Below are 20,436 nucleotides of genomic sequence, written 5' to 3' on the forward strand. Positions count from 1 at the left end.
AATTTATGGCAACGACGCCAGTGAAGTTTGCGGGTGCGTGATCGATATCTCGCTGCCTTATACGCAGGTCAATCGCCACAAAGCTTAAACTGCTGGTCGAGATATTTGTTCCCATGCATGCGTCGGTTCTGCGCAAATAATTTGCGCAACAAAAAACGCCGCCCTTGGAATGGGCGGCGTTTACAGATCAGTTAGCAGAAAGATGCTTACGGAACCTGACGGCGCAGGCGGGCGACTTCAGCCTGACTTTCATCGATGATCCCGCGATAGGCATGCCAGCTTGAAAAGCCCAGAAGCGGCATGGTGATGGCAAGCCCGAACAGGAAGACGACCATCCCGCAAGCAGACAGGATGGCAATCACGGCCCCCCATCCAATCAAAACCTTCCAGTTTTTGCGAAACGCCGAAACGCTGATGATAACGGCGGTAATCACATCGACATCGCGATCAACCAGAAGCGGGATCGATACCACCGATACCGCAAAGGCAATCACCGCCAACACCCCACCCAGCAAACCGCCGGTAATCAGGAAGGTGATTGCATCGCGCGAGAAGAAGGTTTGCCAGACCAGCACATCAAGCGATGGCATGGTGCCGTTGTAAAACAGGGCAAAAAGCAACATCGCAATGCGTGTCCACGCCAAAAAGAACAACATCAGCAAAACACCGATGGCGCCGATCTGGCCGGGATTGCGACGAAAACCATTCAGGCTGTGCCACAGGGTAACGTTTTCGCCCATCTCAAGACGGCGACTGGTTTCATAAAGTCCAACCGCAAGCACAGGTGCCAACAGCATAAAGCCCGCCGCAAGTGGCAAGGTCAGATAAGGTTCACCAGAACGGAAAATGCTGAGCACGATCAGCCAACCGGCAATGGTGCAAAACGCCCCATAGGTCAGGCCGATGGCCGGGGTTCGTTTGAAATCGCGCCAGCCTGCTTGCAGCCAGGCGCCTGATTGGTCGGTGGTGATGGTGCGTACAACGATTCCGCGTTGACCGGCGTCGACCGCTTTTTCCGGCGTTTCGATTATTGTATCGGTCATTTTAATCCTCCCTGTCGCGATTGCGTACAACGATCATCCGGGTGGAATGAAAGTCAGGATTGAATTCTTTTTCTGTTTTATAAAATGTATCATTTCGGAGGCCGATTTCCACCATCCAATTGATTTTAAACTACGTATTTCGCCGTTTGGTAAATTCGCAAATGGCGTTAAAGGTTTTCTTTCCGGGTATTCCGGTTCTATTTTTAATTTTTCAAAACAGTGCAATATCTGCCCGATGCTTGATCAAAGCCCTGCTTTGACACACATGAAGATGGTGCCGATGGAACTCATCGCACGATCCCGGCGTTACGGATGGATCAAGCTTGCCTGAAATTAGCTTTAATCTTTGGCCATTTTCTGTTGCGAGAGTCATCACGAGCCTTATGCTTTCGAACAAGAAATCAAACCTTTGTGGGTCGCGGCCTTTTTGGGCGGGGCGACCATGCGATCTAGCGGAGCCTGACTGTTGAAAAAAATCCTTGTCGCAATTGGTGCACTTCTCGTGGTTCTTGTCGCCGCGTTGCTGATCATTCCGTCATTGATTGACTGGAATGGCTATAAGGCCGAGGTCAGCCAGGCTGTTCGCGAGGCGACCGGACGTGAGCTTGATCTTGCGGGCGATCTGTCGATGTCGCTGATCCCGTCACCATCCCTGTCGGCAACGGATGTCAGCCTTGGCAATGTACCGGGCGCACAGGATGCCGAAATGGTGTCGATTGACGAGGTCCGGGTTTCCGTTGCGCTGATGCCGCTTTTGACCGGCAATGTGCAGGTGACCGAAGTCAGCCTGATCAATCCGGTGATCGCGATTGAGACCTTTGAAGATGGTTCGAACAATCTGGTATTTGACCCAGCGCAGGCCGCACGTTCCGGCCCGGACGCGGGAACGATCAGCACGCCGGGTACAGGTACTGAAACCACCCCGGCACCAGCCGAGAGCGCCGAGGGCAAGGCTGATGCTACGGACAGCACCGACAGTGATTTCGCCAGCACCATTCAGGTCGACCGTCTGGAAATTGAAAACGCGACCATCATCTATCGCGCGCCGGGCTCCGAAGAACGGATCGAGGGGCTTACCCTTGGCATATCGGCAGAGACCCTGAATGGCCCGATGGAGGGTGAAGGGTATGTTTTCTATCGCGGTATTCCGCTAACATTTGCGATGAATGTCGGGCAGATCAGCCAGACTGCACCGTTCCCGGTTAGCCTGAAACTGGGCATTGACGAGGTCGATGGCGGTGTCACCGTTGCCGGACGTGTCGATCTTTCAACGGATAATCCCGGTTTCGACGGCGAGATTGATGGCAATTTCGATGACCTGCGCGAAGCCGCCCTTCGGATTGCCGGCGACGATGCCGACATTCCCGATATAGCGGCCAAGCCGTTTGATCTTGGCGGGCACATCACGGCCAATGCCAAATCGGTAACGCTCAATGATCTTTCGATCCGGTTTGGTGAAACCCGCGGATCTGGCGCGATTGCCATCGATCAGGAACCGAGCCTCAATGCCGATGTTGCGCTTCGCTTCAATCAGCTTGATCTTGATAGCATCCTTGTTCTGGCCGATATGGGCAATACAGGCGCATCGCCTGCGTCCAGTGACGCCAACAGCGCGCCGGAAGCATCAAGCGACGCGGCAGGTGGCGCACAATCGATCCCGTCGCAAAGCTCGGTCAAGAAAAACGGTGCTGCCAATGCACCGGCGATCCCGGCGGATTTGAAGGCGTCGATCGATTTTGAAGTCGAAACCCTGATCTACAACCAGACGCCGGTCCATAATGCGCGGATCAACGCCGCAATTGCCAATAGCAAGATCACGCTGAACGAAGTCTCTGCCGGTCTTCCCGGCGGGACAGATGTATCTGTCTTTGGCAGCATTTCCGGTAATACGCCGGACTTGAGTGCCGCACTTAGCTATGAAGTGGCATCCGAAAACATTCGTGCGGTCATGCGTTGGCTGGGTGTTGATGTCGACGGCATTCGTGCCGACCGTCTGCGCCGGTTCTCCTTGACCGGCGGGATCAAGGGCACATCCGAACAACTCAATATTTCCGATCTTGATCTTCGCGTCGATGACACCGCCATTCGCGGGGCTGTTGTTGCCAATCTCGGCGGATCGGGCCTGCCTGCCTTGGGCATTGGTCTGAAGCTCGACCGGATCAACCTTGATCAGTATATCGCGGCTGCGCCGGATGCCGAAGTTTCCGTCTCTACGACTTCTGAGGCGGGCGGCAATGCATCGACCGGTGCGGCATCATCTTCATCGGATGCGGGCAATGCGTCTGCTGCCAAGCAGGATATGGTCAAGATCATCAAGGATGCGCTGGCACCCCTTGAAGGCATGGCCGCCAATTACCGATTGGCCGCTGATGAGATCATCTCTTCTGGTGTGTCGGTGCGTGGCATTTCAATTGATGGCAGCCTTAATGGTCCGAATATTACCCTGACCAATTTTGCGGTTGCCGATGCAGCTGGTCTTGCCGCCAGTGCAAAGGGCGCATTCAACGGTTCGGCCGATGTGCCGGCATTTGATAATTTGTCCGTGCGTATCACGGCCAAAACGCTGGAGCCGCTGGCGAAGCTGACGGGTATTACCCTCCCGGCACCGGCAAGCAGTTACAAGAGTGTTCAGGCAAATCTGGACCTGAATGGCCCGGTCACCGGGCCGACGGTTGCACTTGATGTGTCCAACCCGCTTTTGCAGGTTGCTCTTGATGGCGTTGTCTCGGAAATGCTCGGCAGCAATCCCGGCATTGATGGCAAGCTTGCCGTTCAGGCATCCAGCCTGAACCGTGCGCTGGAGCTTTTGGCACCAACCTACACGCCATCGGGCAATCTCGGCCGACTGGCAGTTTCCGGCACTGTGAAGGGCAATGCGCAGAATGTCGCGGTCGATGGGCTGAAGCTTATCCTCGGCGCATTTGAAACGTCGGGCAACGTGCGCTTTGATGCTTCACAGGCACAGCCCAAGCTTTCTGTCGCACTTTCCGGTGGCAAGCTTGTGGTGGATCCGTTCCTGCCAGCAGAAAAGCGTGCAAGCCTGATGCCCGGTATGGGCAGCGGCCCGCGCAAGGCAGCGTTCAATCTGCCGAAAACCACGATGGTTACGCGCGTTGATGCCCGCGACGGCACGCCGTGGGATGACACCGTGATTGATGTCTCGGCCCTTCGTTCGATTGATGCTGATATTGCGGTTGCCCTGGATCAGCTTGATTTCGATACCTACAGCCTGATCAATCCGGATCTGAAGGCAACGTTGGTTAACGGGCTTCTCAGCATTCCGAGCTTTACCGGGCTTCTGGGGCAGGGGGATCTTGCGATTAACGGCACCTTTGATGCGCGCAACACTGATGTGCCCAAACTGGCCCTTGCCGGTCGTTTGGACAGTGCGCGGATCGAAAGTCTGGTGCCGATCCGGGTGGCAAGTGACACCATCCTTGGCGGACTGGGACTGACATTTGATGCCAATGCGCAGGGCAATACATCCCGCCGTCTGGTGTCGGCCCTGAACGGTACAGCCAATCTGGTTTTGAATAATGTGCGGTTCAGTAATGCCGATAAACGGCCGCCGGATCCGCGCCTGAATATCGAAGCACTTCTGCGTCAGGGCCCGCAGGCCATGGTGGTTGAAGGTGTTGGCAACAACGATCTCATGCAATCGCTTGAAGCCGACATGACCATCACTAACGGCATTGCCAAAACCACCCGTGTCGAAGCACTGTCGCGGGTCGGCACAGCGGATGCGGATGCGACCCTTGATTTGCCGCGCTGGGTGATGGATACGCAGGCTGATTTCGATTTCTCCGAAAAGATCGAAGAATTGCCGCCGTTCAGCGTCTATGCCAAAGGCAAGATCGATGATCCGGTCATCACCGGACGCATGGACAAGGTTGCCGTTCGGGTTCTCGACAACCTGATCGACAAGGCACTGGGCGGCAGCGGATCAAGCAATGATTCATCGGGAACGGGTGGCTCTGGTGGCGGCTCTGCCGAGGATGCGGCCAAAGGCCTGCTGAAGGGGCTTTTGAACCAGTTCGGTCGCTGATATCAAATCCCTTGAAAATGTTGGAAAACGGCCCCGTTTTGTGGGGCCGTTTTTCTTTATCCTCAAAGACTTATCCGAAGGTCGTCATAAAACAGCAAAAAAACCTTAACAAAGAGGTCCGGCTTCGACATGATCCGCCCGTCGATTCCCTTTGATGGTAACGGTTGATTATGTCGGTAAAGAAAACTGCTCTGGATAAGGATCTCAAGTGGCAAAAACGCATGGATGCGGGGCTGGGTGAAACAGCATCGATCAGTGCGAAGCTTGGTCTGGCACTTGTCTTCCTGCTTGCCTGTAGTGCGTTTGTCGCCTTTCACATGGGCGGACTGCCGCAAAGTGGCTTCCTGATCGCCGCCGCCGTTATCGGTGGTTATATGGCGCTGAATATCGGGGCCAACGACGTTGCCAACAATGTTGGTCCGGCGGTGGGTTCCAAGGCGCTGACCATGGTTGGTGCCCTTTTGATTGCGGCCATATTCGAGGCCGCCGGTGCGATCATTGCCGGTGGCGATGTTGTCGGCACGATCAAGAACGGCATTATTGATCCCACCCAAATGCCCGATGCCCAAACCTTTGTCTGGGCGATGATGGCAGCCCTTCTGGCCGCGGCCCTTTGGCTGAACCTGGCGACCTGGTTTGGCGCGCCGGTCTCAACCACGCATTCGATTGTTGGTGGTGTCATGGGGGCTGGTATGGCCGCCGTTGGCATTGGGGCGGTAAACTGGCCGACCATGGGCACAATCGCCGCAAGTTGGGTGATCTCGCCGGTTCTGGGTGGTTTGATTGCTGCCGGGTTCCTGGCCTTTATCAAATTCCGCATTCTTTACACCGAAGACCGCGTGACCGCTGCACGCAAATGGGTTCCGATCTTGGTCGGCGTTATGGTCTCGGCCTTCACGATGTATCTGATGATGAAGGGTGTGAAGAAAATCTGGAAGGCCGAAACACCGGTTGTGATCGCCATTGGTGTTGCCGCGTTCTTCCTGACCGTGATCCCGGTTCGCAAGGCCGTCTTCCGTGCTTCGGCCAGCATGACCGGCCGTCGCAAGGAAATCGCATCGCTGTTTCGCATTCCGCTTGTCGTCTCAGCAGCCTTGCTGTCCTTTGCGCATGGCTCGAACGATGTTGCCAACGCGATTGGTCCGCTGGCCGCCATTGTTTCCGGTGTTGATAGCGGTCAGATCGTGACCTCGGCCCCGATCCCGATCTGGGTGATGGTCATCGGCGCGCTTGGTATTTCTGCCGGTCTGATCCTGTTTGGTCCGAAACTGATCAAGACGGTTGGATCAAAGATCACCAAGCTTGATCCGATCCGTGCCTATACCGTGGCATTGTCGGCGGCCCTTACGGTGATTGTCGCATCTGCACTGGGTCTTCCCGTCAGTTCGACCCACATTGCGGTTGGTGCTGTGTTCGGGGTTGGTTTCCTGCGTGAAAGCCTGTCGCATCGCCGTCGTAAGGTCGCATCGCCGATGTTGGTGGACCGTCCGGAAAACGAACAGGGCGATGAACATATCGAAGCGCTTCGTCAGATTGACCCGAGTGAGGCCGAAAAGGCCGAGAAGAAAATGCGCAAGCGTCTTCTGGTGCGTCGTCGCTATGCGGTGACGATTGCAACCGCGTGGGTGGTGACGGTTCCGGCCGGTGCCTTCCTCGGCGCGCTTCTGTTCTTCACCATTCGTGGCATCATGCTGTAACTTAAAACGAATATGGTTTCGCGGCGCGGCGCCCCATTTTCCCCGGGGCGACTTGCAGCGATCTGCAGCGGCGATCAGGTTTTCCTGATCGCCGTTTTTCCTTGACCGGACCTTGGTCTGCGCGTAAACAGCCGCACCAAAGTTACACAGAATCCGTTCGTGATCGTCGCCCAGTATGGTGGGCCGCGAGTTTTGTTATGCGTGGGTTCATTTGATGAGAAGGGCTAACAGATGAAAGCGATCATTTTCGGTGTCCTCGCCATGGCGGTGACCGTTGTTGCATCGAACATTCTGGTCGAATACCCGCTGCCCGGCGTTCTGGCGGACTGGCTGACCTATGGTGCCTTTACCTATCCGGTCGCTTTCCTTGTTACGGACCTGACCAACCGTGCCCGCGGTGCGGCGGCGGCACGGGTTGTCGTGCTGGCCGGTTTTGCGCTGGCGGTTGTTCTGTCCCTGATCGTTGCGGATACGCGCATTGCCATCGCATCGGGTTCGGCGTTTCTGATTGCCCAGATGCTTGATGTGACCGTGTTTGACAAACTGCGCCGTGCAAGCTGGTGGAAAGCACCGCTGGTGTCTTCCGGCATCGGGTCGGCGGTTGATACCGCCTTGTTCTTCTCGATCGCGTTTGCCGGTACGGGTCTTCCGTGGGATACCTGGGCGATGGGTGATTTCGCTGCCAAGATGATCATGGCGCTTACCTGTCTGGCGCCGTTCCGTCTTTTGATGACGGTGATTACACCGCGCACTGATGCGGAACCGGCCCGCGGCTGATATCGGTTTGGACCCTAAGGCGTATCAGATATGCCGTCCGTGACCTTGTGATTTCTTCTGAAGGGGCGCATAACACGCCCCTTCATTTGTTTTTTTAATTGAGCGGAATTTCCCTGATCCATGAAAGTCGATCTGTTCGATTTTGAATTGCCGCGCGAACGCATTGCCGAACATCCGGCCAATCCGCGTGATGCTGCCCGTATGCTTGATTTGTCAGGCGAAGGAATGCAGGACCGCATCGTGCGCGAATTGCCCGATATTTTGCGTTCCGGTGATCTGCTGATTTCAAATGATACGCGTGTGATCCCGGCCCGCCTGTTTGGCAAACGTGGGGATGCCAAGGTTGAGGTTACCCTGCATAAACAGGAAGGCCTTGGCACCTGGGTGGCCTTCGCCAAACCGGCCAAGAAGCTGCGCATCGGGGAAACCTTCAAGGTCAATGACGAATTCGAAGCCGAAGTTCTTGCCAAGAAGGACGGCGGCGAAGTGACCCTGCGCTTTAACAAATCCGGTGCTGACCTGATTGCGGCACTCGAAAAATACGGCGTGATGCCGCTGCCGCCCTATATCCGGCGTGACGCCGGTGGCGATGATCAGGATAAATCAGATTATCAGACCATCTTTGCCCAAAAGGATGGCGCGGTGGCAGCCCCGACGGCGGGTTTGCATTTTACCCCGGAACTTCTGGCCAATCTGGATGCGCGCGGGATCAATCGCCGGACGATTACGCTTCATGTCGGGGCGGGTACCTTCCTGCCGGTCAAGGTCGATGATACCGATGATCACAAGATGCATGCCGAATGGGGTTCGATCAGCAAGGAAATCGCCGATCTGATCAACGAAACCCGCGCCAATGGCGGGCGTGTGGTTGCGGTCGGGACCACGTCTCTGCGTCTGCTCGAAAGTGCGGCGCGCGAGGACGGGGTGGTTGAACCGTTCGAGGCAGAGACCGACATCTTTATCACGCCCGGTTATAAATTCCGCGCAGTGGATATGTTGCTGACCAATTTCCACCTGCCGCGTTCGACCCTGTTTATGCTGGTGTCGGCCTTTGCCGGGTTTGAGCGGATGAAGGCGGCCTATCAGCACGCTATCGACAACGAATACCGTTTTTATTCCTATGGCGATTGCAGCCTGCTTGAATGCGCCAACAAAATTGATGCACGGACATAAGAACCGATGACCGAATTTCGCTATGAATTGCTTGCCCAGGATGGCAAGGCCCGTCTGGGGCGCATCCACACCGCGCACGGCGTGATTGATACGCCGACTTTCATGCCGGTGGGGACGGCCGCCACGGTGAAGGGCATGCTGCCGGAAAACGTTGCCGACACGGGTGCGCAGATCCTTTTGGGCAATACGTACCACCTGATGCTGCGTCCGGGTGCAGAACGCATCGCACGTCTGGGGGGCCTGCACAAATTCATGAACTGGGACAAGCCGATCCTGACCGATAGCGGTGGGTATCAGGTGATGTCACTGGCGAAGCTGCGCAAGATCACCGAAGAAGGTGTGACGTTTAAAAGCCACATCGATGGTCGCAAGTTCAACCTGACACCCGAACGCTCGATGGAAATCCAGCATCTTTTGGGATCGACCATCACCATGGCGTTTGATGAATGCACCCCGTTCCCGGCAACCGAACAGCAAGCGCGCGAAAGCATGCAGATGTCGATGCGCTGGGCAAAGAGGTCGAAGGATGCGTTTGTTAACCGCGAGGGCTATGCGCTTTATGGCATTCAGCAGGGCAGCGTTTTTGAAAACCTGCGGCGTGAAAGCTCCGAAAAGCTGGCTGAGCTCGACCTGCCGGGCCACTCGGTTGGTGGTCTTGCGGTGGGCGAAGGCCAGCAGATCATGTTTGATACGCTTGATTTCTGCGTTGATATGCTGCCTGCCAACAAGCCGCGCTATCTGATGGGGGTTGGCAAGCCGTCCGATCTTGTCGGTGGGGTGATGCGCGGCATTGACCAGTTTGACTGCGTGCTGCCGACCCGGTCCGGGCGCAATGCACAGGCCTTTACCCATCGCGGGACGCTGAACCTTAAAAACGGCCGCCATCGCGATGATGATCGTCCGCTGGATGATCAGTGCGGCTGCCCGGCCTGCACGAAATATTCGCGTGCCTATCTGCATCACCTGATCAAGGCGGGGGAAATCCTCGGTGCGGTTCTGCTGACCTGGCATAACCTTGCTTATTATCAGGACTTGATGCGTGGCATGCGCGAAGCGATTGCCGACGGACGCATGGACGCCTTCGCGCGCGATTTCCATGCCGGACAGGAAGGCGGGGACATCGATCCCATGCCGATTATCGAGGACTAAGCCATGGCTGATCAAACCATCTACGACAACCTGACCATGCTGGGCGGTGACACCCAACAGCCGGCATCGCCAGACGAAGCGGTTCTGGAACGCGTACAAAACCCTCAGGCCGGAACCGATTATTGCGTGCGGTTTGTCGCACCTGAATTCACATCCCTTTGCCCGATCACCGGCCAGCCGGATTTCGCCCATCTGGTGATTGATTATGTGCCCGGTGACTGGCTGGTTGAAAGCAAGTCGCTGAAGCTTTTCCTGACGTCGTTCCGCAACCATGGATCTTTCCATGAAGATTGCACGATCAAGGTCGGCAAGCGGATTGTCGAAACCCTTGATCCGAAGTGGCTGCGTATCGGGGGGTATTGGTATCCGCGCGGCGGGATTCCGATCGACGTGTTCTACCAGACCGGACCGGCACCCGAAGGTGTCTGGATCCCCGAACAGGGCGTGGCCCCGTATCGCGGGCGGGGCTAGAGCCTGCGTTTATGAGTTTGTTAAAAAGGCCGCAGCATCATGTTGCGGCCTTTTGCGTTATGATTGGAAGGCGATATAACGCGCCAAAGAATAAACAGGCCGGATGATTGAACGGATGCCATGACCACCAGGACGCGCCAAAATATCACGTTTGAACTGCTTCAGGCCAAAGCCCGTGAAATCGGCTTTGATGTCTGTGGTGTGGCGCGTCCGAAGATTGATGCGCGCAATCAGCAACGTCTTGATGAATTTGTCGCGGGTGGTGAGTATGGCTCCATGGCGTGGATGAATGATCCGGAACGTTTGCCGCGCCGGCGCGATCCGGAAATGCTGTGGCCTGATGTCAAATCAGTGATTGTCCTTGGCAGCAATTATGGCCCGGCGGAAAACCCGATGGCACTGCTGGATCATCCCGACAGGGCGATGATTTCGGTTTATGCCAAGAACAAGGATTACCACGACCTGATCAAAAAGCGCCTGAAGCAATTGGCGCGCTGGGTTGTCGAGCAATCCGGTGGGGCGGAACAGGTCAAGGTTTTCGTCGATACCGCCCCGGTTCTGGAAAAGCCGTTGGGGCAGGCATCCGGGATCGGGTGGCAGGGAAAGCACACCAATCTTGTGTCGCGGGAATTTGGCAGTTGGTTGTTTCTGGGCGAGATTTTTACGACCCTTGATCTGCCGGAAGCCGAACCGGAAATCGATCATTGCGGGTCGTGCACCAAATGCCTGTCGGCCTGTCCGACTGATGCCTTTCCGGCGCCCTACAAGCTTGATGCGCGTAAATGCATTTCGTATCTGACGATTGAACATGACGGGCCGATCCCGCTGGAATTTCGCAAACCCATGGGCAATCGCATCTATGGCTGTGATGATTGTCTGGCCGTGTGCCCTTGGAACAAGTTTGCGACCCGGACCGAAGAACTGGCCTTTATTCCGCGCGTCGAACTGACGGCACCACGATTGGCCGATTTCCTTGATCTGGATGACGCAGGGTTTCGGGCTTTCTTTGCCGGATCGCCTATCAAGCGCATTGGGCGGGCGAAGTTCCTGCGCAACGTTCTGATTGCAGCCGGCAATAGCAAGGCACCGCGCCTGATCCCGCGCATTGAAAATCTGCTGTCAGATGAAAGTGCCCTGATCCGTGCCAGTGCGGTCTGGGCGCTGTCGCAACTGATGAGCGCTGCTGAATTTGCTAACCTCAAGGACATGCACGCGAAAATCGAGAGTGATCCGGTGGTTCTGGCGGAATGGGATCAGGCCAGTAACGCCGCCTGATCACAATTGCATATCGAACTTCACGAAATTGAAGTGATAACGAAGCCCGCCCTTGGCATCGGCAAAGGCAATGCCATAGCCCGGTCCAAGGGGGTTGGGATCCTGAAGTTCTTCTTCCGTTTCATGGCGGAAATCAAGTGGTTCGCCCGACTGGGTACTGTTGCCCAAAACGAACGGCACGCCCAGCCAGGTACCTGTCGCCGGGCGATGCAGATGGCCAAAGAACAGATGCTTGATCTGTGGGTTACTTGATACGATTTCACCAAGTGCGTCTTCGGCATCCAAGCGGATGGTATCCATGAACGGCAGGCCCATTGCAATTGGCGGATGATGCATGAACAGGAAGGTCGGCGTATCCCGATGCGCGGTCAATTCATCGCGCAGCCAGTCAAGGCGTTGCGCACAAAGCGTGCCGTGATGGTGGCCGGGAACGACGCTGTCCATCATGACAAAGCGCACGCCGTTGAAGGTTTGGCCGAAATTGACAAAGCCGTGGGTGTCGGTTTCGGTTGTCGGAAAGGCATCACAAAATGCTTCGCGGATGTCATGATTGCCCGGAATGATCAGATAGGGAATGGCAAGATCAGATAAAATATCGACAGCATTTTCATACTGTTCCGGCGTGCCGCGATGGGTGATGTCGCCGGTGATAATGCAGATTTCCGCGTCGCTGTGATAGGTATTTACCTCGTCAATGACCTTGCAGAGCGTCGCGGCCGCATCGGGCAGGCGCGACACATCATTTCGCGCCAGAATGTGGAGGTCGGAAAGATGTATGAATTTCATGTCGATGCCCTATCATGGCGGAAAGCTTTTGAAATCATGGTCGTTTTTACCATTCGTGAAAAGATATAAACGCCGATGGAAGATGCCGTTCGTAAAAGATCAGTGACAATTGCCGGGCACCGGACGAGTTTTTCGCTTGAAGATGCCTTCTGGGAAGAACTGGTCGGCATTGCACAACGTCGCGCCATGACACTTGCTGAACTGGTTGTCGAAATTGACACCGACCGCGAAGGCAACTTGTCGAGTGCCTTGCGGCTATTTGTCCTGCGCGACCTGCAAAATCGGTTGGCAGGGGGCGCGGACGAAGTTGAACCGTCCGATCCTGAAAGCCTCTGCGACCAGAATTAAGCAGGGCATCCATGTGTGGCATTGCGGGCTCTACCCAACCAGACGATCACAGTGCCGTGGATGCGATGCTCCAACGTCTTGTCCATCGGGGGCCGGACGGTTCGGGTGTCTGGTTTGACCCAAATGGAAAGATCGCCCTTGGCTGCGCACGTCTTGCCACCACCGATCTGACGGGGCAGGCCAACCAACCGATTGTGAGTGCGGACGGGCGATTTGTTCTGGTTTTCAACGGCTATATCGCGGGACATCGGCGCAAGATACAGGCGGTAACCCGCGACGGATTGACATTCCAAACCCGGAATGATGCGGAACTTGTTCTGCAATTGATGTCCGACGCAATCCGGCGGGGAAGTGATCCTGTACAGGTGCTCCAAACCTTGTCGGGGCAATATGCGCTTGCCTTGTGGGATGTGGCGCAATCCTGTCTGTGGCTGGCGCGTGATCCGCTGGGCATCAAACCGCTTTATGTTTTGAGCCGTCCAAGCGGTCACATTGCCTTTGCGTCAGAGATATCGGCGTTTTCTGCAATTTCTCCGCTGGGGCGTGATGAGAGAGTCAAATCGACATATCTTGCCCATCTGTTTGTGCCCGCACCCGACACCGGGAAAGAGGCCGTAAAACTTCTTCCGCCCGGTACGCTCATGCGCTGGCAGGCGGGTGAGGTTTCCACAGGCCACATCGCGCACCCGGCATATCGGGCCGACAAGGCTTCGCAGATACCGACGCCTAGCGACTTGCTGCCTGCTGTTCGTCAATCGGTTGCCGATGCGATGGATGCGGATTGCGAAGTGGGATGTCTGGTTTCGGGGGGGCTGGATAGTGCTGGCGTCTCGGCATTGGCGTGCGATATTGCGCGCGAACGCGGACAGAGTATTCCCAAGGCATTCGTGATGGGGTTTGATGATCCGGCCCTTGATGAAACGGAGGCTGCGCAAAAACTCTGTCGGCATCTCGGGCAAGAACTGCATGTCGTTGCAGCCCCGACGCAGCCAGAGGACATCTATCAGGAGCTTGTGGCGGCCTTGAAAAGTGTCGGCGGGCCCTTTGCCAATCCGTCGATCGTCCTGATGCGATGCCTTGCAAAAGTGGTGAGTGCCGATGTCAAAGTATGTCTGTCAGGTGATGGCGGGGATGAGCTGTTTGGCGGCTATCCGCGATATCGGGCCGCACAGCTTTACGAGACATACTGGTGCCATGTGCCAAGACCGGTTCGGCGACTGACGGCAAAGCTGTGTGGTGCGGGCAGTCGACGGGAAATCCATCGCTTTCTTGCTGGCGGATCAGGGGCGCGCAATCATGCCTTTGCCGTCTGGAACAACCGGTGTGTGATACCCGAATGCGATGCCAGAATTACACCGCATCCTGATTTGCGCGGCAGCCTGACAGACGCGATGATGGATTTTGATCGCGACGTGACGCTTCCAGGCAATCAACTTTTGATGTCGGATCGTTGCGGGATGGCCCATGGGCTTGAATATCGCTTGCCGCTTTTGGCGTATGATGTTGTGCGCATCGCGGCGTCAGTACCGGCGAAGCAACATCTTAAATACGGTCCCAAATCCCTGTGGCGTCAGGCAATCACCCGCTATCTGCCAGCGGGCCATATTCAGAACCACAAGATCGGCTTTAATCCGCCTGTCACAGAGTGGCTTCTGGGGCTTGGCCGATATGTTTGGGGGGATGAGAACCGAATTCTTGAGGCGATCTTCGCTGATGTCGCGATTACGCACGATCACAAGACGGCGTATTGGAAGCGCGCCGTTGCGGGCAAGGATCTGGATATGGCGCTTAGTGTCTGGGCGCTGATGGTCTGGCAAATCTGGCTTGGACTGGATGGATCAGATATGGGGTGCGCTGCTGATACTGCGTGATCTGCGATACAGATTGAGCGCGGTCAGGGCCGTCGGGGCCAGTTGTACCACTTGGCGCGAGAGTGAAAGCAGCCGGTCTTCATCCGGATCATTGTCTTCGAATACGGATTGGGTGGTTTCGCAAAGTTCGGAAAGCTGGCGCAGTCCAAAGGTGCCGGACGTGCTTTTAAGCGCATGAACTTCGTTGCGCACCGTGGTCATGTCATCCTCTGACAGGGCCTTGTCAATCTTGACCAGACGGGATTCCGTTTCATTGATGAAAATCTCGATACCGCATCCCGCACCTTCGTCCCCGGCATCGGTGTAAAGTTGTTCAAGAATACGCACATCAAGAACAGGACTGGTCAGGGATTCCGGACGGTACGGACGACCGATCCGTGCCCCCTTGCTGCGTTTTTGGGCTGCGTTCGGATCGCCTGTGGTGCCGCTGCGCCGGGTGATCAGTTCCTGCATGGTTTTGATCAGTTTTTGCCGCTGGATGGGTTTGTTGATGAAATCATCAACACCCGACTGGCGGGCAATAACATTCCAGTCACGCGACTGATGGGCGGATAATGCAATGATCGGTGTGCGCGAAACCGGCCCGCTCATATGGCGGATGCGGCGGGTGGTGTGCAGCCCGTCCATATCGGGCATTTCGACATCCATCAGGATCAGGTCGGCATTCACCCCGCGCTTGAGCATGTTCAACACCGTCTGGCCATTGCTGGCCTCGACAATGCCATATCCCTCGGCCTGCAGAATGCGGCGTGCCACCATGCGGTTGCTTTCGCTGTCATCGGCAATGATGACGGTGCCGATTTTGGCATCATTGGCAGAGCTGGCCGTTTCAAGACGTTCGGACTGCGGGACTTGCGGCTTGACGAAGCACACCGAAATCATGCCGCCATCGGCAAGTTCGGTCTCATTGAAGATCAGGTCTTCCTCGGCAATCCCGGAGATCAATTGTTCCCACGCCGGATTGGCAAAGACAATCCGTTCGTCTGCATCAAACAGCGCAATGCCTGTCTGTGCCTGATTAAGGGCCTCGATGATCTTCGTTTCCATTGGGCATCGACCGATTCGGCGCCCCGGTTTCCACCAAAGGGCACATTTGAATTTCCCGTATGAAACGCAGGGGTTTCATTTGTGAGTCCAGTTATTTTTACAGTTTTTTCTAATAAGTCCATGTTTTTTAGGCGTCACACCGGATCTTCCGGCCCCAGAGATGAAACATAGGCGCGAAACATCTGTTTCGCATGATGTTAATTTTGAAACATCTGTTGTGTGTCGCGGCAGCCTGTGGCGTAATCTTGGTCTTCCTGACAGGGCATGGATATTCGGGTGATGGGTTTGCAAACTGATCTGCGTGAAAAGCTTATTTCGGACTACGCAAAGCTTAGTCCGCAAATGCAAAAGGCTGCGCGCTATATCCTGGATCATCCAAATGATGTCGCCTTGCGTTCCATGCGGGCACTGGCCCGTGCGGCAAATGTGCCGCCAAGTACGGTCACCCGGTTGATGACTGCGATTGGCGTCGAAACCTGGCAGGACTTCCGGGATCATTATCAAAGCCGGTTGCTTGATCAGCCCGCAAGCTACACCCGGCGCGCGCGCGAAACGCAAAAGACCGACAATGATGTCGACCGGGACCAGCATCTTCTTGAAAGCATTTGCCGCACCGAAATCGACAATATCAGCGACGCTTACGCGCCGGATCTTGTGTCACGCATGATTGCCACCTGCGAGGCGATTGAAAACGCCCGGCAGGTCTTCATCGTCGGGCGGGGTGCGGCATACCCGGCTGCCTTCCAGTTTGCCTATGCCTACCGGCTGTTTTGCGACAATGGCGTCCTGGTCGATGGCCATTCCGGTACTTTTGGCGATGAACTGCGCGGCATTGGGCGACGTGACATCATGATTGCTGTCGGGGCAAAACCCTATATCCGCGATACGGTGCGTGCGGTTGAGTTTGCCCGCTCCCAACACTGCCCGGTCATCGCAGTGACAGACTCTGATGTTTCACCGATTGCGATGGATGCGCATTGCAAACTTGTGGTGCGCGACACCTCGCAGTCCTTCTTCCAAAGTTTTACCGCCGCCCTTTCCGTGATGCAGGCCCTTGTTGCCCTGCTGGTCGCGCGCGGCGGCCCCAAGGCCCTGCAACGGATTGCCGCTGCAGAAGAACAACTCGCTGTCTTTGACACATATCTCGAAGACTAATCACCTTACGGAACGTCCGATCATGACCAACGCGTCAAACTCTGCCCAATCCTCTGTCCCGGTCCCAAATGCCGGAACCCGTGTTCTACACCGCACGAGCACATCCACGCCCCCGCGCGCCGTCAGGGGGGAGGGGATCTATATTTTTGACCAGAACGGAAAGAGTTATCTCGATGCTTGCGGTGGGGCGGCTGTGTCATGCCTTGGGCATTCCGATCCGGATGTCCGTGCTGCCATGCATGCGCAGATTGATCAGATTGCCTATGCCCATTCCGGGTTCTTTTCATCCGATGCGATGGAAGAACTCGCCGATGAACTGGTCGCATCGGCGCCCGAAGGCATCGACAAAGTCTATTTTGTTTCCGGCGGGTCGGAGGCCACTGAGGCAGCGCTTAAAATGGCGCGCCAGTATTTTTTGGAAATCGGGCAGCCGGACCGTAAATACGTCATCGCGCGCCGCCAATCCTATCACGGCAATACCCTTGGCGCGCTGTCAGTTGGCGGCAATATGTGGCGGCGGAAACAGTTCGAACCGCTTCTGATCACCGCAAGTCACATCGCACCTGTTTATCAGTATCGCGATCAGCGTGATGACGAAACGCCAGAGGCCTATGGCCTTCGCGTTGCCAACGAACTGGAAACCACGATCCTCGAACTTGGATCTGAAAACGTGGCGGCATTCGTGGCTGAGCCGGTTGTTGGGGCAACGGCAGGGGCACTGGCACCGGTGCCGGGCTACTTCAAACGCGTGCGCGAGATTTGCGATCAGTACGGTGTGTTGCTGATCCTTGATGAAGTCATGTGCGGCATGGGGCGCACCGGCACCCTGCACGCGATTGAGCAGGAAGGCATTTCTGGCGATCTGCAAACCATCGCCAAGGGGCTTGGGGCAGGTTACCAGCCGATTGGTGCCGTGCTTGTGTCAAAGAAAATCAACGATGCCATTGCCAATGGATCGGGTTTCTTCCAGCACGGTCACACCTATCAGGGGCATGCAACGGCGTGTGCGGCTGCGCTTGCGACCCAACGCGCCATCAAGGAACGCAACCTTCTGGCAAATGTCGTTAAACAGGGCGAAAACCTTGTCGCGGCACTTGAGGCAAAGCTCGGCCAGCATCCGTTTGTTGGTGATATCCGTGGACGCGGCCTGTTTCGCGGGGTGGAGCTTGTTGCGGACCGGGAAACCAAGGACCCGTTTGACCCGGCCCTTAAAATCAATGCCAAGATCAAGAAGGCGGCCTTTGCACGCGGTCTGATGGCCTATCCGATGGGGGGCACTATTGATGGCGTTCGCGGTGACCATGTGTTGTTTGCCCCGGCCTTCATCATCGATGAAAACGATGTCGCAAAGATCGTCGATCTGTTTGCAGGTGCCCTTGATGATGTCTTTAAGGCCGAGGGACTGGCGTGATGGGATATGGTGACAAACCGTTTTTGATTGCGTCCGCCCCCAATGGTGCGCGCAAAACAAAGGCCGATTTGCCAAACATCCCGATCACGCCAGCCGAAGTCGCAAGGACGGCATTGGAATGCAAGGCCGCCGGCGCATCGATGATGCATCTGCATGTCCGCGATGAGGATCAAAAGCACAGTCTGGATGTTGGTCGTTATCGGGAAATGCTGACCGAGGTCAGATCATCGGTTGGTGACGATATGCTGTTGCAGGTCACGACCGAGGCGGTTGGCATCTATACAGCCCAGCAGCAGATGGAAATGATCAGAAACCTGTTGCCAGAGGCGGTATCAATCGCTGTGCGAGAAATTGCACCCGTTGATGCTGACCTCAATGCATTGAAATCGTTTTTCGAATTCATGCGCGAAGCCAAAATTGCACCGCAACTGATCTTGTATGCGCCTGAAGATGTAGCGCGCTTTAATCAGCTTGTTGAAATCGGCGTTCTGCCCGGCGACAAATTCCCGGTCTTGTTCGTGCTGGGCCGCTACACCGCAGGGCAGGTGTCGCAACCCTTCGAACTTTTGCCATTTATCGGGGCCAGTCCTTATGTCTCGGAATGGATGCTGTGTGCGTTTGGACCTTATGAAAACGCCTGCATTCTGACCGGCGCTGGACTGGGTGGTCATGCGCGTATCGGATTTGAAAATAATCACCTTAGGGTTGACGGATCGCCTGCTTCGAACAATGCTGATCTTATTGCCCAGGCACATGATGGTTCGATCCTGATGGGGCGGAAGATCGCGACAGGTGAACAGGCCCGCCAGATTATGCAACCCATGTGGTAGGAGGGGCAAAAACAACCGGACAATACGCACAAATACTGAATTTCGTCAGGAGGTTTCGGGGTTATAGGGTTTTATTCCGCCAAGTCGGACACTATAATCCCCATCGTCAAAACATCTGATTTTTCTGATGTTTCCGTTTGATTCAGTTGTTCGATGTCGAACATTTGAATGCCTGATAATAGGGTGTAAAAAGGGAGCGAATCCTAATGAAAAAACTTATCGCTGTAGCGGGTGCAGTCGCTGCGATTGCTGGCGCCTCGCTGTTTGCCGGTCAGGCCTCGGCACAGGAAAACCGTTTCATCACCATTGGTACCGGTGGTGTGACTGGTGTGTACTATCCGACCGGTGGCGCGATCTGCCGTCTGGTCAACAAGGATCGCAAAGAGCACGGTATTCGTTGCTCGGTCGAATCCACGGGTGGTTCGGTCTACAACATCAACACCATTCGTACCGGCGAGCTGGACATGGGTGTTGCCCAGTCTGACTGGCAGTACCATGCCTATAACGGGACTTCGAAATTCGAAGACCAGGGTCCGTTCGAAGACCTGCGCGCTGTATTCTCCGTCCATCCGGAGCCGTTCACCGTTGTTGCCCGTGCAGATGCCGGCATCAAGACCTTTGACGACCTCAAAGGCAAGCGCGTGAACATTGGTAACCCGGGTTCCGGTCAGCGCGGTACCATGGACATCGTTCTTGCTGCCAAAGGCTGGACCCTTGATGACTTCTCCCTGGCATCCGAACTGAAGCCGGCTGAGCAGTCCCAGGCGCTTTGCGACAACAAGATCGACGCGATGATCTACACCGTTGGTCACCCGTCCGGTTCGATCCAGGAAGCAACTACTGCCTGTGATTCGGTTCTGGTTGAAGTTGCTGGCCCGGAAATTGAAAAGCTGATCGCTGACAACCCTTATTACCGTGCAGCCACCATCCCGGGTGGTATGTATCGTGGTAACCCGGATGATGTTGTGACCTTTGGTGTCGGTGCGACCTTTGTGTCCTCGACCAACACCGATGCCGACATCGTCTACAACGTTGTCAAAGCAGTCTTTGAAAACTTCGACGACTTCAAAAAGCTGCATCCGGCATTTGAAGTCCTGAAAAAAGAAGAAATGATCAAGGACGGCCTGTCGGCTCCGCTGCATGACGGCGCAGCTCAGTACTACAAAGAAGCTGGCCTGATGTAATCAGGCTTGGGACGGAGGGCGTTTTATCGCCCTCCGTTTTTCTTTTGCGCCCGACGGGTTTGCTCACAAAAATTGAAGAAAATGAACACCGTCATTTAGGTGTTGGAGTACTCCGTAGGGGACCGGGTGTGTGTCGACGGAGGCTTTTTGTTTCTGGACCCCCAGTTCAAATGG

General features: G+C 55.6%; 17 protein-coding genes. 14 read left to right on the top strand and 3 right to left on the bottom strand.

Annotated elements, in window-relative coordinates; translation table 11 throughout:
- Positions 1-206 precede the first annotated feature (206 nt).
- A complete protein-coding gene (locus WBY09_RS06385) occupies positions 207-1,043 on the bottom strand; it encodes a DUF2189 domain-containing protein (RefSeq protein WP_120224508.1) in 837 nt (278 codons plus the stop codon).
- 46 nt (positions 1,044-1,089) lie between these two features.
- Between WBY09_RS06385 and WBY09_RS06390 the strand changes: the two genes are divergently transcribed.
- The 8 genes from WBY09_RS06390 to queG all read left to right on the top strand — a co-directional run bounded on the left by WBY09_RS06390 (position 1,090) and on the right by queG (position 11,630).
- Positions 1,090-1,374, top strand: a complete 285-nt coding sequence (locus WBY09_RS06390; protein ID WP_197145577.1) for a hypothetical protein — start codon at positions 1,090-1,092, stop codon at positions 1,372-1,374.
- 135 nt (positions 1,375-1,509) lie between these two features.
- Positions 1,510-5,088 (top strand): AsmA family protein, encoded by a 3,579-nt coding sequence (locus WBY09_RS06395; RefSeq protein ID WP_197145576.1) that lies wholly within the window; start codon positions 1,510-1,512, stop codon positions 5,086-5,088.
- Between the two features lie 170 nt (positions 5,089-5,258).
- Complete coding sequence (locus WBY09_RS06400; RefSeq protein WP_040822812.1) at positions 5,259-6,785, top strand: inorganic phosphate transporter; 1,527 nt, start codon at positions 5,259-5,261, stop codon at positions 6,783-6,785.
- A 231-nt stretch (positions 6,786-7,016) separates the two neighbouring features.
- Positions 7,017-7,562 (top strand): VUT family protein, encoded by a 546-nt coding sequence (locus WBY09_RS06405; protein ID WP_064779569.1) that lies wholly within the window; start codon positions 7,017-7,019, stop codon positions 7,560-7,562.
- 120 nt (positions 7,563-7,682) lie between these two features.
- Positions 7,683-8,735, top strand: coding sequence for a tRNA preQ1(34) S-adenosylmethionine ribosyltransferase-isomerase QueA (queA, locus tag WBY09_RS06410; RefSeq protein WP_197145575.1), 1,053 nt, complete (start codon positions 7,683-7,685; stop codon positions 8,733-8,735).
- 6 nt (positions 8,736-8,741) lie between these two features.
- Entirely contained in the window at positions 8,742-9,884 is a 1,143-nt protein-coding gene (gene tgt / locus WBY09_RS06415; protein WP_197145574.1) for a tRNA guanosine(34) transglycosylase Tgt, read from the top strand.
- Between the two features lie 3 nt (positions 9,885-9,887).
- Positions 9,888-10,355, top strand: a complete 468-nt coding sequence (gene queF / locus WBY09_RS06420; protein WP_120224514.1) for a preQ(1) synthase — start codon at positions 9,888-9,890, stop codon at positions 10,353-10,355.
- Positions 10,356-10,475: 120 nt separating this feature from the next.
- The gene (queG, locus tag WBY09_RS06425; RefSeq protein WP_336232280.1) at positions 10,476-11,630 is read left to right on the top strand and encodes a tRNA epoxyqueuosine(34) reductase QueG; all 1,155 of its coding nucleotides are present in this window, start codon (positions 10,476-10,478) and stop codon (positions 11,628-11,630) included.
- Here queG and WBY09_RS06430 read toward each other — a convergent pair whose 3' ends face one another.
- A complete protein-coding gene (locus WBY09_RS06430; RefSeq protein WP_336232283.1) occupies positions 11,631-12,416 on the bottom strand; it encodes a phosphodiesterase in 786 nt (261 codons plus the stop codon).
- Positions 12,417-12,491: 75 nt separating this feature from the next.
- Here WBY09_RS06430 and WBY09_RS06435 point away from each other — a divergent pair, with 75 nt between their 5' ends.
- Positions 12,492-12,764 (top strand): ribbon-helix-helix domain-containing protein, encoded by a 273-nt coding sequence (locus WBY09_RS06435; RefSeq protein ID WP_336232284.1) that lies wholly within the window; start codon positions 12,492-12,494, stop codon positions 12,762-12,764.
- Between the two features lie 11 nt (positions 12,765-12,775).
- Positions 12,776-14,635, top strand: a complete 1,860-nt coding sequence (gene asnB / locus WBY09_RS06440) for an asparagine synthase (glutamine-hydrolyzing) (protein WP_336232285.1) — start codon at positions 12,776-12,778, stop codon at positions 14,633-14,635.
- On the opposite strand, the gene WBY09_RS06445 is transcribed toward asnB, so the two are convergent.
- Complete coding sequence (locus tag WBY09_RS06445) at positions 14,603-15,682, bottom strand: response regulator (RefSeq protein ID WP_063088877.1); 1,080 nt, start codon at positions 15,680-15,682, stop codon at positions 14,603-14,605. The genes asnB and WBY09_RS06445 overlap by 33 nt on opposite strands.
- 279 nt (positions 15,683-15,961) lie before the next feature.
- On the opposite strand from WBY09_RS06445, the gene WBY09_RS06450 reads away from it, so the two are divergent.
- From WBY09_RS06450 to WBY09_RS06465, 4 genes are all read left to right on the top strand, one after another.
- The gene (locus WBY09_RS06450; protein WP_336232286.1) at positions 15,962-16,837 is read left to right on the top strand and encodes a MurR/RpiR family transcriptional regulator; all 876 of its coding nucleotides are present in this window, start codon (positions 15,962-15,964) and stop codon (positions 16,835-16,837) included.
- A 22-nt stretch (positions 16,838-16,859) separates the two neighbouring features.
- The gene (locus WBY09_RS06455) at positions 16,860-18,248 is read left to right on the top strand and encodes an aspartate aminotransferase family protein (protein ID WP_336232287.1); all 1,389 of its coding nucleotides are present in this window, start codon (positions 16,860-16,862) and stop codon (positions 18,246-18,248) included.
- The gene (locus WBY09_RS06460; RefSeq protein ID WP_336232288.1) at positions 18,248-19,078 is read left to right on the top strand and encodes a 3-keto-5-aminohexanoate cleavage protein; all 831 of its coding nucleotides are present in this window, start codon (positions 18,248-18,250) and stop codon (positions 19,076-19,078) included. The genes WBY09_RS06455 and WBY09_RS06460 overlap by 1 nt, the downstream gene beginning before the upstream one ends.
- Positions 19,079-19,284: 206 nt before the next feature.
- Positions 19,285-20,262, top strand: coding sequence for a TAXI family TRAP transporter solute-binding subunit (locus WBY09_RS06465; protein WP_008889649.1), 978 nt, complete (start codon positions 19,285-19,287; stop codon positions 20,260-20,262).
- Positions 20,263-20,436: the final 174 nt, after the last annotated feature.

It is taken from the genome of Thalassospira sp. CH_XMU1458, from assembly GCF_037027205.1.
In the GTDB taxonomy this organism is placed as follows: Bacteria; Pseudomonadota; Alphaproteobacteria; order Rhodospirillales; family Thalassospiraceae; genus Thalassospira; species Thalassospira tepidiphila.